The sequence below is a fragment of the Pseudomonas syringae genome (assembly GCF_000737245.1).
Classification (GTDB): Bacteria; Pseudomonadota; Gammaproteobacteria; order Pseudomonadales; family Pseudomonadaceae; genus Aquipseudomonas; species Aquipseudomonas syringae_J.
The window spans coordinates 78,878-92,570 of record NZ_JPQU01000016.1 but is presented as its reverse complement, the minus strand read 5'-3'; the positions used below and the strand labels follow the sequence as shown (position 1 = coordinate 92,570).

Genomic DNA, 13,693 nt, shown 5'->3' with positions numbered 1-13,693 from the left:
ACTGCATTCCTGGCGCAACAGATGCAGCGCTTATACCACCCCTTCCCGGCTAAAGCCGGTCCCACGACAAATTGCGAGCAAGATCCTAAGGCTTCAATGCACCTCGGTAAACGCCAGCTTCAACCCCAATGCCACCAGCACTCCGCCCATGGCCCGGTCGAACCAGTGACCCATGCGCGCGAAACCTGCACGCACGCGCTCCTGGCTGAACAAACGCGCCACCAGGCAGAACCAGATACCGGTCGCCACGGCCAGATAAACGCCATAACCGGCCTGCACCCAGAGCGGGGTGTGGGGGTTGATGACCACGGTGAACAGCGACAGAAAGAACAGGGTCGCCTTGGGGTTCAGGCCATTGGTGATAAAGCCGCTGGTAAACGCGCCACGAGCGGTCCGCTCGCCCACCGCAACATTGACCGGAGCATCGCTGGCACTGGCCGGCTTGGCGCGCAGGGCTTTGAAACCGATGTACAGCAGATAAGCCGCCGCAGCCCATTTGAGCGCGTTGAACAGCACGATGGATTGAGAAACGATCAGGCCGATCCCCAGCAACGAGTAACCCACATGCAGGAAAATCGCCGTCCCTACACCCATGGCGGTATAAGTGCCCGCCCTGCGCCCATGGGCGACGCTTTCGCGCACCACCACAGCGAAATCAGGACCTGGGCTGGCAACCGCAAGTAAATGGATCAAGGCAACGGTCAGAAACTCTGCCCAGTACATAGGGTTCTCCAAAAATGTAAGCAAGCGTTTCGCTCTGTTAGGCTGACCACCTTAAGCCTTCAAAACCTCCAAGAACAGGTACAGCTGATGAGCAATCACGGTAAGGCAGTTTTCCTCGACCACACTTCTCTGGATCTGGGTGATCTTGACTTGAGCACACTGCGTGAGTGCTTCAGCGAGCTGATCTTGCACGCCAGCACCACTGCGGAGCAGGTGATCGAACGCTTGCAAGGTGCACAAGTGGCCATCAGCAACAAGGTCATGATTGATGCCGCCACGTTCGCCGCCTGTCCCGAGCTTAAGCTGGTGTTGGTGACCGCCACTGGCACTAACAATGTGGATCTGGTCGCTGCTCGCCAGCACGGGGTTACGGTCAGTAATTGCCAGGGTTATGGCACGCCTTCAGTTGCCCAGCACACGTTGATGCTGTTGCTGGCCCTGGCGACGCGCTTGCCTGACTACCAGAATGCCGTTCAACAAGGCCAATGGCAGAAATCCAGACAATTCTGTCTGCTGGACTTTCCTATCGTCGAACTGGAAGGCAAAACCCTGGGTCTGCTGGGCCATGGTGAGCTGGGCGGCGCCGTTGCGAAGCTGGCCGAGGCTTTCGGCATGCGCGTGCTGTTGGGGCAGATCCCCGGTCGCCCTGCCCGTCCTGATCGCATGCCGCTGGAAGAACTGCTGCCCCAGATCGATTCCCTGACCCTGCATTGCCCGCTGAACGACGACACTCGGGACATGATCGGCGCCCACGAACTGGGTTTGCTCAAGCCCCACGCTTATGTGATCAACACCGCCCGGGGTGGGCTGATCAATGAACAGGCGCTGGCCGATGCCCTGCGTAATGGCCATCTGGGCGGCGCGGCTACCGATGTGCTGACCGTCGAACCACCCCGCGATGGCAATCCGTTGCTGGCCGGGGACATCCCGCGGCTGATCATTACCCCGCACAGTGCCTGGGGCGCGCGGGAAGCCCGACAACGGATTGTCAGCCAGGTCACGGAAAATGCCTTGGGGTTCTTTGCGGGCAAGCCGATTCGGGTGGTGGGTTGAGGCGGTAGCAACACCCACCCCCTGTGGGAGCGAGCTTGCTCGCGAGTTGGGTAACGCGGTGCATCAGGCAAACCGCGTCATCGTTCTTCGCGAGCAAGCTCGCTCCCACAGGGATATGAAACCACAGCATCCTCCGGCTCGGCCTCCAAACTGTTAGACTCCGCGCTTTTTCGAGGAGCCCGCAATGGACCCGCGCAGTGAAGTGTTACTCCGTCAGGCCGAATTGTTTCAGGGCTCGCTGCTGTTGGCTGGTCTGCCTGCAGATGATTTGCTTGGCCGGTTGCCGCAAGCCCACGGCTGGTGCTGGCATGCGGGCGATCAGTCGGCACTGGAGGCGCGCTTCGAAGGCCGCAGTCATTTTGGTGTGGATGTCCCCGACCAGCCTTTCGAAGCTGCCGTGGTATTTCTGCCCAAGGCCCGCGAACTCACCAATTACTTGCTGAACGCGCTGGCCTCGCGCCTGGCAGGCCGTGAATTGTTTCTGGTGGGCGAAAAACGCAGTGGCATCGAAGCAGCCGCCAAACAGCTCAGCCCGTTCGGCCGCGCCCGTAAACTGGACAGCGCCCGGCATTGCCAGCTTTGGCAGGTCACCGTAGAAGACGCACCGCAAGCGGTTACCCTCGAGAGCCTCGCTCAGCACTACGAAGTGGAAATGGAAGACGGCCCGCTCAAGGTCGTCAGCCTGCCAGGTGTATTCAGCCAGGGTCGTCTGGACCGAGGCTCGGCGCTGCTGCTGGAAAACATCGACAAACTGCCCAGCGGTAACCTGCTGGATTTCGGTTGCGGTGCCGGGGTGTTGGGGGCTGCGGTAAAACGTCGCTATCCGCATAACAACGTGATCATGCTCGACGTGGATGCTTTCGCCACCGCCAGCACGCGCCTGACCCTTGCCGCAAATGGCCTGGAAGCCGAAGTATTGACCGGCGATGGCATCGACGCGGCGCCCATGGGTTTAAGCACGATTTTGAGCAATCCACCGTTTCATGTGGGGGTTCATACCGACTATCAGGCAACAGAAAACTTGCTGAGAAAAGCACGCCAACATCTGAAATCAGGGGGCGAACTGCGTCTTGTAGCCAACGCCTTCCTCAAGTATCAGCCGATCATCGAAGAGCATTTCGGCGTCTGCGCGATCAAGGCACAAGGCAATGGTTTCCGAATCTATCGGGCCAAACGGGCGTGAAAATAAGCACTTGCCGAAAGCGTCCGGCGTAGGCAGAATCCGCACCGTCCTAGGGGAGTAGTCTCCCACGAGCGCCATGCTCGTCCGGTACGCATCAACATACTTGGTCCTCAGACCATGGTGCGTACGACCCCGAATCCGCTCAGACGGATCGGTGGTTTGACAAGACCTATGACACGAACACCTTACCCGGGGCGGGAAGGCTGTACGTGTCATAGCCGTGTCGACCCGCCCCTTAGGAAAACCTGATGCTGGAATCCCTGTTGGTCCCCACGGCTGTCGTCGCGCTTGCCGAAATCGGTGACAAGACCCAACTCCTTGCCCTCATTCTCGCCGCTCGCTTTCGCAAGCCCTGGCCGATTATTGCCGGTATCGTCGCCGCGACTCTGGCCAACCATGCCGCTGCCGGCGCTGTGGGTGCCTGGTTCGGCAGCTTCTTCTCCAATGCCACGCTGCACTGGATCCTCGCCGCAAGCTTTACCGCGACCGCGCTCTGGACCCTGGTGCCGGACAAAATGGACGATGACGAAGCCAGTACCGGGCGCAAGTTCGGTCCTTTCCTGACCACGCTGATTGCCTTCTTTATCGCGGAGATTGGCGACAAGACACAGATCGCCACGGTGATGCTGGCGGCGCAATATTCGTATCTGTGGCTGGTGATTCTGGGCACGACGCTGGGCATGTTGATAGCCAACGTTCCGGTGGTACTGGCGGGCAACTTCGCCGCCGAAAAACTGCCTCTGACCCTGATCCGCCGCCTGGCCGCGAGCGCGTTCTTTGTGCTGGCGCTGGTGGCGGTATACAAGGCGATGCAGGTGAGTGGTTGGGTGTAGCAGGCTCGGCAGATACATGACCCGTGGGAGCGAGCTTGCTCGCGAAGACTTCAGTAAACTCGACACATTGCTCGGGACTGAAACACCGCCTTCGCGAGCAAGCTCGCTCCCACAGTAATCTCGATCAACTCAGGATCAAGATTTTTTCGCCGCCTCATACAACGGCATCACCTTGGGGATCGCCGCTTGCAAGGCAGCAATTCGGTTCTGTGAAGCCGGGTGAGTGCTCATGAACTCCGGTTGAGAACCGCCGGAATTCTGGGTCATCTTCTGCCAGAGGGTAATCGCGGCATTCGGGTTGTAGCCCGCACGCGCCGCCAGTTCCAGCCCCAACAGGTCCGCCTCGTTCTCGTTGCTGCGGCTGTTTGGCAAGGTCAGGCTGTAATTGACCACTGTATCGGCCAGCGCAAGGCTGTCCTGCCCCAACCCCAGAATCGCCCCGGCACCTTGCTTGGCCATGGCGACACCATAAGCCTTGGACATCGCTTCACGACCGTGTTCACGAAGGGCGTGGGCAATTTCGTGGCCCATCACCGCAGCGATTTCATCGTCCGTCAGCTTCAAGGTATCGATCAGGCCGGTATAAAAAATGATCTTGCCGCCTGGCCCGCAATTGGCGTTCAACTCATCGCTCTTGATCAGATTGACCTCCCACTGCCACTGCGCCGAATCAGGCCGCAGCTTGGGCGCCTGACCGATCAGGCGGTCAGCAATGGTGTGCACGCGCTTGGCGTAGGCACTGGTGGTATCGAGCACGCCTTTGCTGGACGCCTCGCCCACGGTTTCCTTGTAGGACGTCGCATACATCTGATTGACCTCATCGGTCGATAGCATGCTGAACATGTATTGCTTGCGCTCGACGCCGACCGAATCACCGCTGGTGGTATTCACGGACTGACAGCCGCCGAGCAGCAATGCAGCGCTCAAAGCACATAGAGCAAACGTCTGACGCATGGTGGATCTCCCTCTGAACATGGCGATCATCCTGGGCGGTGAAAGCATGGTGCGCCAGATACTGGCTGATAGCCCAGTTTGTCAGTTTATTCACCGAATGGTTCCAATTTCGACACATATCCATATACGACCATTCGGCATCATTTACGCCCATATGAATGGATTGCGTCACAGTTCCGAAATGCTCAGCCGATAGCTTGTTATAGCCGCATTTCCCTCCGGAGCTCCTATGAAGTTCAAGTCGATCCAGTTCTCAATCGCTGCTTTGGCGGGCGCAATCGTGCTCTCGGTGGTAGCCGCACTGGTGCTGTACTCGCTATTTGCCAGCGAACGTACCCAGGAACTGGTGGATCAGCGGACCCGGGCACAATTCGAACAGGCCATGGAGCAGCGCCTCAGTGCGCTGGCCCAGACACAGGCCAGCGAGATCAAACGCGAACTGGAAACTCCGTTGCAGATCGCAGCGGGCCTGGCGAATACCAACGCCCTGCTCGGCACAACCAACGCTCAAGGTCAGGCGCAGCTAGAGATCAGCCGCGAGCAGATGCTCAACCTGCTGCGCAATGCCGTCGAGCAGAACACCAAAGTGCTTGGCGCGTACATCGGCTGGGAACCCAATGCTGTTGATCACAATGATGCGGCATACACCGGCGCCACCGACAAAGGCGTCGACCCCAAGAATGGCCGCTTCATGCCTTGGTGGTATCGCAACACCGACGGCAGCCTTGCCATGGAAAAACTGGCCAGCCTGGAAGATCAGACGCTGCTCTCCACCGGCGTGCGCTCCAGCGAATATTATTTTTGCTCGAAAGAAACCAGAAAACCCTGCGTGATCGACCCCGCGCCCTACCCGCTCGGCGGCAAAGTCGTGATGCTGTCGTCATTCATCACGCCCATCATGGTCAATGGCGCGTTTCAGGGCATCGTGGGTGCCGACCTCTCGGTCAACTTTATTCAGGACATGCTCACCGCAGCTGACAAGAAACTGTACGACGGCGCAGGCGAGATGGCGCTTATCGCCACCAACGGCGGCCTGGTCGCCTATACCAAAGACCCTACCAAGCTCGGCCAGAAAGCCACCACCATCCTTGATGCCAGCGAAGTGGCGAATCTGGCCAAGATCAGCCTCGGTGAAGTGCGCTATGACATCGACAAGGAACATGGCCACATCGAGGTGTACATGCCATTCGGCATCGGTGCCACCGACGCCCGCTGGACCTTGATGATTCAACTGCCACTGACCGCCGTCATGGCGGACCTGAACAAGCTGCAAAGCGATCTGGCCGCACAGCGTCAATCCGACATTGTCGGCATGACTGTGGTCGGGCTGATCATTGCCGCACTGGGCTTGCTGGTGATCTGGTTGGTAGCCAGAGGAATTGCCAGTCCACTCAAACAGATGGTGCTGATGCTCGATGACATCGCCCAGGGCGAAGGTGACCTGACCAAACGCCTGACCAGCGACCGCGCCGATGAGGTCGGGCAGATCGCTGTGCGCTTCAATACCTTCCTGAGCAAGCTGCAAGCCATGATCAGCCAGGTAGTGACGTCGGTGCAGAAGGTCAGCGACTCATCGGAGCACACGGCCGACATCGCCATCCGCACCAATCAGGGCGTGCACAGGCAGATGTCGGAAATCGAACTGGTCGCCACCGCCGTGCATGAAATGACTGCCACCGCCCAGGACGTGGCACGCAATGCCACCCAGGCAGCACAAGCGGCCAATCATGCTGATGATGCGGCCAATCAGGGCCTGCAGATCGTGCAGAACACATCGAACTCCATCAGCGCACTGGCTTCGGAAATCGGTCGGGCGGTGGGCGTGGTACAGACCCTGGCCGCCGACAGCGAGAACATCAACGCCATCCTGACCACCATCCGCGGCATCGCCGAACAAACGAATCTTCTGGCGCTGAACGCCGCCATCGAAGCTGCACGAGCCGGTGAACAGGGCCGTGGCTTTGCGGTAGTGGCCGACGAAGTACGCAACCTGGCGCAGAAGACTCAACAGGCAACCCAGGAAATCCAGAGCATGATCCAGCAGCTGCAAAGTGGCACGCGCCAGGTGGTGCAGGTCATGGAGGACAGCCAGAGTAAGACCCAAGAAAGCGTCGGGCATGCCGCCGAAGCAGCGCAGGCCCTCGAAACCATCACCAAGGCCGTGTCGGTGATCAACGATATGAACACCCAGATCGCCAGCGCCGCCGAGGAGCAAAGCTCGGTGGCGGAAGACATCAATCGCAACGTGACCAACATCGGTCAGGTCGCCAACGAAGTCGCCGGTGGCGCCACCGAATCCAGCCAGGCCAGCGCTGAACTGACCAAACTGGCCGAACAGCAGCGGCGGTTGATCAATCAGTTCAGGGTTTAGATCCTCGCTCCAACAGCCACGCCCCCGTCTGTGGGAGCGAATTCATTCGCGAAGAGGCCGGGACATCCGATAAAGATATGTCGGCTGGACTACAGCATTCGCGAATGAATTCGCTCCCACAGCAATCCGGTTTTTTCAGATATGCCAAGGCATCGTTTGCCGTCGGAATGCGACCCAGACCAAGCATCGCTCTCACAGACGACCGCGTTCTCATGTGGGACCGGCTTCAGCCGGGAAGAGGCCAGTACATCCACCCGATATTTTTCGTCTGAAATGCCGCCTTCCCGGCTAAAGCCGGTCCCACATGAATGTGCACTGCAGGCAACATAGAATCTCCCACAGGTTCTGCGCTCTACTGGCAATGTCCTACAACGGCGTCAAACACTCCGGCGCGTTGAGCTTGGGATCGTTGATCAGATTGGCCAGCGGCCGTTCGCGCAGGGCGGTTTGTGGACTGGCGAGCAAGGCTTGCAAGGTCGGCAGCGGTGTGTCGGCGCTTAGCCAGTCTTTCTGGCCCTGGGCATCGAGAATCAGCGGACGACGCTGGTTGGCGGCGAGCTGTGTGACCACGGCCACACTCAGATAAGTGTGTTCCTGTACGGGATACGCCTCCCAGATCGCGGCAAAAAACAGCGCCGAGCCCTCCCCCGGCGTCAGCCAGAACGGGCGTTTGCGGGTTGTGCCGCGCCACTCGTAGAAGCCGTTGGCGGGCAGCAGGCAACGCCGCAAACGAAACGCCTCACGAAACATCGGTTGCTCGACAATGGTTTCGGCCCGGGCATGGGCCGGCGTGCGGGACAGATCGGTCAGCCACGGCGGCGTTAGCCCCCAGCGTGCCCTGGCCAGTTCAAGATCACCGTCTGCGGCGGCCGTGGCGCGCAACATCAGCACTGAATCAGCAGGAGAGATATTCCATTGCGCCTGCTGGTCTGCCGGGAAACCGGGCAAGGCCGCAAAAGCGGGCGTCCAACGGAACAGCGCATAACGTCCACACATGGGGCAACAAGACTCTTTCAGGCGACGCTCAACACACCAGCACGTCGGGAAAATGGTCCGGTTCATTACCGGGCTCTTCATTGATGAAGGGCTGCGCCGCATTGTACGCAGTGATCAACGCGCGCGCCCGTTCGACGTCATCGTTACCCACGCTGATCCCCAGCAGGCCCAACGCCGGCAGCTCGCCAAGGCCGCCCAGCAAATGCCGGCCGGTCACATGGGCGTCAATACCTTCACTGGCCAGCATGCCTTGCAGTAGCTCGGCCTCCATCAGGTTTTCCGGCTCGTAGACTTTCTGCATCATTCGTTCTCGCTGCGCACTGCCAGATTCCAGTCTTCGCCATCGGTTTGCAGGTCGAACACAATAGGCCGGCAACAGACCGGACAATCCTCGATGTACTGCTGGTCACCACCGGACAGGTCCAACACGGCTTCCACGGGCTCGCCGCAGTAAGGGCAGTCGTAATCCTGAATTTCCTGCATCGCGGTCTCCAAGGTCAGTTGTGCGTATAATCGCGCTCTTTGCAGATGGAGTCTGGACGCATTTTTCAGACCATCCCTAATTATTTTTCACCCCCTACAAGAGAGCATGATGGGCGAATTTGATGCCATCCGACCTTACAACGACGCTGAAGTCTCCGCGGTGCTTGCGCGCCTGCTCAGCGACAAAGAGTTTCTCTCGATCCTGACCCGCTTCCGCTTTCCGCGCCTGGCCGGTGCTCTGGGCTGGGCCTTGCAGCCCGTTATCGCGCGCAAGCTGCGCCGCCAGTTTGTGGGCATCAATTCAGTCGCCACACTGCAGGACAAGGTCGAATACTACGTCGATCACACGATCGAACGCGCCACCGACGGTGTGACCTATACCGGCGTCGAGCAGTTCAAGTCAGGTAGCGCCTATCTGTTTCTTGCCAACCACCGGGACATCGTCATGGACCCGGCCTTCGTCAATTACGCGGTGTATCACGCCGGTTTGCCGACACCGCGCATTGCCATTGGCGACAATCTCCTGCAAAAGCCCTTCGTCAGCGACCTCATGCGCCTGAACAAGAGCTTCATCGTGCACCGCTCCATTATCGGGCGGCGGGAAAAAATGGCCGCCTATCAGTTGCTGTCGGCCTACATCAACCATTCGATTCGCAACGACTGCCAGTCGATCTGGATCGCCCAGGCCGAGGGCCGCGCCAAAGACGGCGACGACCGGACTGAATCGGCGATCCTGAAAATGTTCCACATGAGCCGCAAGGATGAACCGTTCGCCGAGGTGATTCGCTCGCTGAACCTGACCCCGGTGTCGATCAGCTACGAGTACGATCCTTGCGACCATGCAAAGGCTCGTGAACTCTACATCCGCGACACGACTGGCAGCTACGCCAAGGTGCCGGGCGAGGATGATGTGAGCATCGCCCTGGGAATCACCGGCTACAAGGGGCGCGTGCATGTGAACTTTGCATCGCCGATCACCGAGCTATTCGAAGACACCAAAGCGCTGGCGATCGAAATGGATCGGCAGATCCTCGGCGGTTATCGCTTGTTCCCGGTGCATTACCTGGCCTATGCACAATGGGCAGACGCCGACCCGAGCCTCAATGTGCCGCTGGCGAAGGATATCTTCCCGGCGCCAGAACTGGCCAAAGCTCAGGAAGAATGGCAACGCCGTCTCGACGAGTGTCCGGTAGAACATCGCCCGTATCTGGTCCTGCAATACGCGACCCCGGTGCGCAATCAATATCGGGTCAAGGCTGGCATCCCGCTCTGATCGTCACGTTGCTGGAAAAAAGGCGCTCAATCAGAGCGTCTTTTTTTGTCGGACAATTCTGCCTGCCGTCACTTAACCGTAACCTCAACCGGGCACTGTATGGCTCCTTCGAGGCGCGACCTCGACCCCTTATGGAGCTTGTCATGCTGCATGCAAAAAATCAGGACCGCCTTTATCTGATCACGCCCAGCGATGAGCAGGAAGACTTGATCAACGGCCTGGCCTTCAATGTCCAGGACCGCCATTGGCTGGTCTATTGCGCCCTCGGCGGCCATCAGCACCACGACCTTCCGGACATGGACCTGCAGACGGGTTTCAGCTTTCTGGATTTTTATCAGCAGGCGGCGTGATTGAATAACGTGGGGCCGATGATGGCTGTGGGAGCGGTGCTTGCCCGCGATGAGGCTTGACGCGATTAACCTGATATCGGTGTCGCCCTTATCGCGGGCAAGCACCGCTCCCACAGGGTTCCATGGAAAAAGTGCCATCGGTAGTCCATAAAAAAGCCCGGTCTCTCACGAGAGCCGGGCTTTTTTACAAGCGCTGAATTACTGAGCCAGCGTGCTACCGATGGTCTGATCCTGGAACAGACGCGTCAGGGCATCGCTCAGCACGTCGCTGACCAACCGGGTGTTGGTTTCCTGGTTAGGCGCCATGCCAAAGCGCTGATCCAGCGACGCGGCGTAACGACCGGAGTAGCTGCGACCGTTGTTCTGCACATCGGCACGGAATGTCGAGCTGATAGTCGCCTCAGTCACGTACAGACCTTCCTTCGGCGATTGGTATTTCAGATCCGCGAGGGTAACGGTCAATGTCGGGCCGCTGCCGCTCGAGGTAGGCGTGAAACCCAGCAGACGAACTGCCGCTTCAGCCTGGGCCTGCAACTTGGGCAACACATCGGCACTGGCAACACTCACCGCGCTGGTTTCCGGGTACATGCCACCGCGGGTGCCCAGCGTCGGGCTCGGACGGCCGTCAACCACACGCACGACCACAGGCTGTCCACGTCCAACAGCGGCGAACTGAGCGTTCAGCTTGGGTTGCGGGCTAAGTTGTTGCGGGCTGTGGGCACAGCCGACCAGCGTCAAACTCGTTACAGCAAGCAAACCAAACACAATGCGACGCAGCATGCTCATCTCTCCATGGGCCAGGCACTAAATGTGCCGCAGTATAGCGGCCTCCAGCCACCGCCAACCAGTTGAAAATCCGACCGCCGCGCAAGTGCAATGGTTCAGCAACCCGGTCGTCATCATGATGTCACGTGGGTCTTGCAAGCTTGTGCTCACATCAACAGGAGCCGCCCATGGACTTTCTCTGGTCATTGTTCAACTCGCGCCGTAACGACCGTCACTTTGCACGCGTGGATGCCAGCGGGATCTGTCACGCCTTCAAGCAATGTCGCCAGCCGCCGCAGGGCCAGGACTGGGTGGAAATCACCGAACAGAAACTGTCCTGGCTGGGCAACCCGCTACCCAACAGCGCCCGCGTGATCCCGCGCCCTGAACGTTCTTCGCCGCTGCGGCTGTATGCCGCCTGACTGCCTAGTCACCAAATAAAAGTCAGTTAATCAGATCAATTCCTGTCGTTTCATCGCTATAATCTCCGCCCGACTATAAGGACGTCTCCTGATCGGGCCTCGCAGCATGGCTAATCCCCGGATTAGCGCCTTCGTAACGCCCACAGAGAGCCGCCCACACAGGTCATTTGCACGCAGATGTGCTCGTTGGTCGGTACTGAAAGCTCGAAACAATTCGAACCTTTGCTGCCCCCCGACGCCTTAACTGCATGCATTGACCTGCCGGTGCTGCCATCGTGCAGCCCTTTTGAGGTTGAGGTTCACGTTTCCAAAAGGACGTGAAAAAACGGGTTTCACTACTTCACAAGAGTGTGGCGAGCAAATGAACAGTTACGCGTTTGTAAATGCACCATTAGCATCTCACCCAGCCCCATTGCACAGGATCGAGCGCTGCTGCGCAGTCTCCACAACCGGAGTCTGAGGCCTGTCCACTACGGATTTGGTTGCATAACCGGAAGCCTTGACGATAGTCGAATGGCTGACCGGACTGAAAAATGCGTTCATGCTGCCTTGATGAACCTTCATTCATGTCCGTTTGGTGGCCTCCGTTGAAATGCGAAGAATTGCGAAGAATCGGACATGCTGATCCTGGCCATGGTCATCGGGGCACAACTTTGAACAAAGCCCCGCGACCAGGCATCTGTCCTCGGGATCGTATGCCGTCAATTTGGTGCTGCAGATTTTTGGAGACGCATTAATGGCGCATAACGAAGCAGTCGACGTGGTATTGGTCGGGGCCGGCATCATGAGTGCCACCCTTGCCGTACTGCTCAAGGAGCTCGACCCCGGCATCAAGCTGGAAGTCGTTGAGCTGATGGACTCAGGCGCTGCGGAGAGTTCCAACCCGTGGAACAACGCTGGTACCGGTCATGCCGGGCTGTGTGAACTCAACTACACACCGCCAGGCACCGATGGCTCCATCGATATCAAAAAAGCCGTGCAGATCAACACCCAGTTCGAAGTCTCGAAACAGTTCTGGGCTTATCTGACGCAAAAAGGCACCTTCGGCTCCTCGAAGTCTTTTATAAGCCCGGTGCCGCACCTGAGCTTCGTGCAGGGCGAGAAAGGCGTTGCCTTCCTAAAGACCCGTTTCGAAGCCATGCACAAGCACCATGCCTTCTCGTCCATGGAATACACCGAAGACAAGGCCACCCTTGCCGAGTGGATGCCGCTGATGATGCCCGGCCGCCCAGCCGACGAACAGATCGCCGCGACCCGTGTGATGAATGGCACAGACGTCAATTTCGGTAACCTGACCAATCAGTTGCTCAAGCACCTGACCAGCAGCCAGGACGCTCAGGTCAAATACTGCAAGCGCGTCACCGGCCTGAGCCGCAAAGGCGCAGGCTGGAGCGTCAGCATCAAGGACGTGAATAGCGGCAGCACCCGCGAAATCGACGCCAAGTTCGTTTTCCTCGGCGCTGGCGGCGCAGCACTGCCATTGCTGCAAATGTCCGGCATCGAAGAAAGCAAAGGCTTCGGCGGTTTCCCGGTGAGTGGCCAGTGGCTGCGGTGCGATAACCCGGAAGTGGTCAAGCATCACCAGGCCAAAGTTTACAGCCAGGCCGCCGTGGGTTCACCGCCCATGTCCGTGCCGCACCTGGATACACGCGTCGTGGATGGCCAGAAATCCTTGCTGTTCGGACCTTACGCCGGCTTCACCACCAAGTTCCTCAAGCACGGCTCGTTCCTCGACCTGCCGCTGTCGGTACGGATTGCCAACATCAAGCCGATGCTGGCCGTAGCCCGCGACAACATGGACCTGACCAAATACCTGGTCAGCGAAGTGATGCAGTCGATGGAACAACGCCTCGAATCGCTGCGCCGCTTCTACCCTGAAGCCAAGGCGGAAGACTGGCGTCTGGAAGTCGCCGGTCAACGCGTGCAGATCATCAAGAAAGATCCGAAAAAAGGCGGCATCCTGCAGTTTGGTACCGAACTGGTTTCGGCCAAGGATGGTTCCCTTGCTGCGCTGCTGGGTGCTTCCCCAGGCGCCTCGGTGACGGTTTCGATCATGCTCGATCTGATCGAACGCTGCTTCCCGGAAAAAACCCATGGTGAGTGGGCTGCCAAGCTCAACGAAATATTCCCGGCGCGGGAAAAGGCTCTGGAGACTGACGCTGAACTCTACGAGCGCGTCAGCACTCAGAACAACGAACGCCTGGAACTGGTCGAGAAACACAGCGAAACCCAAAGCTTCGCGTGAAGCATGACCCATAAAAAAACGCCCTTCGGGGCGTTTTTTTAT

At 58.7% G+C, this 13,693-nt stretch carries 15 protein-coding genes and 1 riboswitch; of the genes, 8 read left to right on the top strand and 7 right to left on the bottom strand.

The genetic code is table 11. The features are described from left to right. Positions 1 to 93: 93 nt before the first annotated feature. Positions 94 to 723: a LysE family transporter gene (locus tag IV01_RS22075; protein ID WP_032625698.1), complete on the bottom strand. Its 630-nt coding sequence runs from the start codon at positions 721 to 723 to the stop codon at positions 94 to 96. Positions 724 to 810: 87 nt separating this feature from the next. On the opposite strand from IV01_RS22075, the gene IV01_RS22080 reads away from it, so the two are divergent. From IV01_RS22080 to IV01_RS22090, 3 genes are all read left to right on the top strand, one after another. After that, positions 811 to 1,776 (top strand): 2-hydroxyacid dehydrogenase, encoded by a 966-nt coding sequence (locus tag IV01_RS22080; protein ID WP_032625697.1) that lies wholly within the window; start codon positions 811 to 813, stop codon positions 1,774 to 1,776. Between the two features lie 184 nt (positions 1,777 to 1,960). Next, a complete protein-coding gene (locus IV01_RS22085) occupies positions 1,961 to 2,959 on the top strand; it encodes a methyltransferase (RefSeq protein WP_032625696.1) in 999 nt (332 codons plus the stop codon). Between the two features lie 40 nt (positions 2,960 to 2,999). Continuing rightward, a riboswitch (yybP-ykoY riboswitch) is annotated at positions 3,000 to 3,119 on the top strand. A gap of 88 nt (positions 3,120 to 3,207) precedes the next feature. Then, complete coding sequence (locus tag IV01_RS22090) at positions 3,208 to 3,792, top strand: TMEM165/GDT1 family protein (protein ID WP_032625694.1); 585 nt, start codon at positions 3,208 to 3,210, stop codon at positions 3,790 to 3,792. A 135-nt stretch (positions 3,793 to 3,927) separates the two neighbouring features. On the opposite strand, the gene IV01_RS22095 is transcribed toward IV01_RS22090, so the two are convergent. After that, the gene (locus tag IV01_RS22095) at positions 3,928 to 4,746 is read right to left on the bottom strand and encodes a M48 family metallopeptidase (protein ID WP_032625692.1); all 819 of its coding nucleotides are present in this window, start codon (positions 4,744 to 4,746) and stop codon (positions 3,928 to 3,930) included. A gap of 229 nt (positions 4,747 to 4,975) precedes the next feature. Between IV01_RS22095 and IV01_RS22100 the strand changes: the two genes are divergently transcribed. Further along, complete coding sequence (locus IV01_RS22100; RefSeq protein WP_032625689.1) at positions 4,976 to 7,117, top strand: methyl-accepting chemotaxis protein; 2,142 nt, start codon at positions 4,976 to 4,978, stop codon at positions 7,115 to 7,117. A 366-nt stretch (positions 7,118 to 7,483) separates the two neighbouring features. On the opposite strand, the gene IV01_RS22105 is transcribed toward IV01_RS22100, so the two are convergent. Genes IV01_RS22105 through IV01_RS22115 form a run of 3 tightly spaced genes read right to left on the bottom strand, consistent with a single transcriptional unit; the run spans position 7,484 to position 8,596 of the window. Further along, positions 7,484 to 8,113: an SOS response-associated peptidase gene (locus tag IV01_RS22105; RefSeq protein WP_032625687.1), complete on the bottom strand. Its 630-nt coding sequence runs from the start codon at positions 8,111 to 8,113 to the stop codon at positions 7,484 to 7,486. Between the two features lie 28 nt (positions 8,114 to 8,141). Then, a complete protein-coding gene (locus tag IV01_RS22110; protein WP_032625817.1) occupies positions 8,142 to 8,414 on the bottom strand; it encodes a DUF2007 domain-containing protein in 273 nt (90 codons plus the stop codon). Then, the gene (locus tag IV01_RS22115; RefSeq protein ID WP_032625684.1) at positions 8,414 to 8,596 is read right to left on the bottom strand and encodes a CPXCG motif-containing cysteine-rich protein; all 183 of its coding nucleotides are present in this window, start codon (positions 8,594 to 8,596) and stop codon (positions 8,414 to 8,416) included. Before IV01_RS22115 ends, IV01_RS22110 begins: the two co-directional genes overlap by 1 nt. Before the next feature lie 109 nt (positions 8,597 to 8,705). Between IV01_RS22115 and IV01_RS22120 the strand changes: the two genes are divergently transcribed. Together IV01_RS22120 and IV01_RS22125 are read left to right on the top strand one after the other, a co-directional pair. Continuing rightward, complete coding sequence (locus IV01_RS22120) at positions 8,706 to 9,869, top strand: 1-acyl-sn-glycerol-3-phosphate acyltransferase (protein ID WP_195758741.1); 1,164 nt, start codon at positions 8,706 to 8,708, stop codon at positions 9,867 to 9,869. A gap of 143 nt (positions 9,870 to 10,012) precedes the next feature. Beyond that, positions 10,013 to 10,219 (top strand): hypothetical protein, encoded by a 207-nt coding sequence (locus IV01_RS22125; RefSeq protein WP_032625679.1) that lies wholly within the window; start codon positions 10,013 to 10,015, stop codon positions 10,217 to 10,219. A gap of 198 nt (positions 10,220 to 10,417) precedes the next feature. Here IV01_RS22125 and IV01_RS22130 read toward each other — a convergent pair whose 3' ends face one another. Then, entirely contained in the window at positions 10,418 to 10,999 is a 582-nt protein-coding gene (locus IV01_RS22130) for a YajG family lipoprotein (RefSeq protein ID WP_032625677.1), read from the bottom strand. A gap of 173 nt (positions 11,000 to 11,172) precedes the next feature. Here IV01_RS22130 and IV01_RS22135 point away from each other — a divergent pair, with 173 nt between their 5' ends. Then, positions 11,173 to 11,406 (top strand): hypothetical protein, encoded by a 234-nt coding sequence (locus tag IV01_RS22135; RefSeq protein WP_032625675.1) that lies wholly within the window; start codon positions 11,173 to 11,175, stop codon positions 11,404 to 11,406. Between the two features lie 399 nt (positions 11,407 to 11,805). On the opposite strand, the gene IV01_RS26815 is transcribed toward IV01_RS22135, so the two are convergent. Next, the gene (locus tag IV01_RS26815) at positions 11,806 to 11,970 is read right to left on the bottom strand and encodes a hypothetical protein (RefSeq protein ID WP_195758740.1); all 165 of its coding nucleotides are present in this window, start codon (positions 11,968 to 11,970) and stop codon (positions 11,806 to 11,808) included. Positions 11,971 to 12,142: 172 nt separating this feature from the next. Between IV01_RS26815 and mqo the strand changes: the two genes are divergently transcribed. Then, on the top strand, positions 12,143 to 13,651 hold the full coding sequence (gene mqo, locus IV01_RS22140; protein WP_032625673.1) for a malate dehydrogenase (quinone): 1,509 nt from the start codon (positions 12,143 to 12,145) through the stop codon (positions 13,649 to 13,651). The last annotated feature ends 42 nt before the right edge of the window (positions 13,652 to 13,693 follow it).

Excerpts from the sequence above, each read along its gene's own strand:
- IV01_RS22105 (WP_032625687.1), bottom strand. The coding sequence starts at position 8,113 with ATGTGTGGACGTTATGCGCTGTTCCGTTGGACGCCCGCTTTTGCGGCC.
- IV01_RS22090 (WP_032625694.1), top strand. The coding sequence starts at position 3,208 with ATGCTGGAATCCCTGTTGGTCCCCACGGCTGTCGTCGCGCTTGCCGAA.
- IV01_RS22080 (WP_032625697.1), top strand. The coding sequence starts at position 811 with ATGAGCAATCACGGTAAGGCAGTTTTCCTCGACCACACTTCTCTGGAT.
- IV01_RS22085 (WP_032625696.1), top strand. The coding sequence starts at position 1,961 with ATGGACCCGCGCAGTGAAGTGTTACTCCGTCAGGCCGAATTGTTTCAG.
- mqo (WP_032625673.1), top strand. The coding sequence starts at position 12,143 with ATGGCGCATAACGAAGCAGTCGACGTGGTATTGGTCGGGGCCGGCATC.
- IV01_RS22100 (WP_032625689.1), top strand. The coding sequence starts at position 4,976 with ATGAAGTTCAAGTCGATCCAGTTCTCAATCGCTGCTTTGGCGGGCGCA.
- IV01_RS22110 (WP_032625817.1), bottom strand. The coding sequence starts at position 8,414 with ATGCAGAAAGTCTACGAGCCGGAAAACCTGATGGAGGCCGAGCTACTG.
- IV01_RS22095 (WP_032625692.1), bottom strand. The coding sequence starts at position 4,746 with ATGCGTCAGACGTTTGCTCTATGTGCTTTGAGCGCTGCATTGCTGCTC.
- IV01_RS22130 (WP_032625677.1), bottom strand. The coding sequence starts at position 10,999 with ATGCTGCGTCGCATTGTGTTTGGTTTGCTTGCTGTAACGAGTTTGACG.
- IV01_RS22075 (WP_032625698.1), bottom strand. The coding sequence starts at position 723 with ATGTACTGGGCAGAGTTTCTGACCGTTGCCTTGATCCATTTACTTGCG.
- IV01_RS22135 (WP_032625675.1), top strand. The coding sequence starts at position 11,173 with ATGGACTTTCTCTGGTCATTGTTCAACTCGCGCCGTAACGACCGTCAC.
- IV01_RS22125 (WP_032625679.1), top strand. The coding sequence starts at position 10,013 with ATGCTGCATGCAAAAAATCAGGACCGCCTTTATCTGATCACGCCCAGC.
- IV01_RS26815 (WP_195758740.1), bottom strand. The coding sequence starts at position 11,970 with ATGAAGGTTCATCAAGGCAGCATGAACGCATTTTTCAGTCCGGTCAGC.
- IV01_RS22120 (WP_195758741.1), top strand. The coding sequence starts at position 8,706 with ATGGGCGAATTTGATGCCATCCGACCTTACAACGACGCTGAAGTCTCC.
- IV01_RS22115 (WP_032625684.1), bottom strand. The coding sequence starts at position 8,596 with ATGCAGGAAATTCAGGATTACGACTGCCCTTACTGCGGCGAGCCCGTG.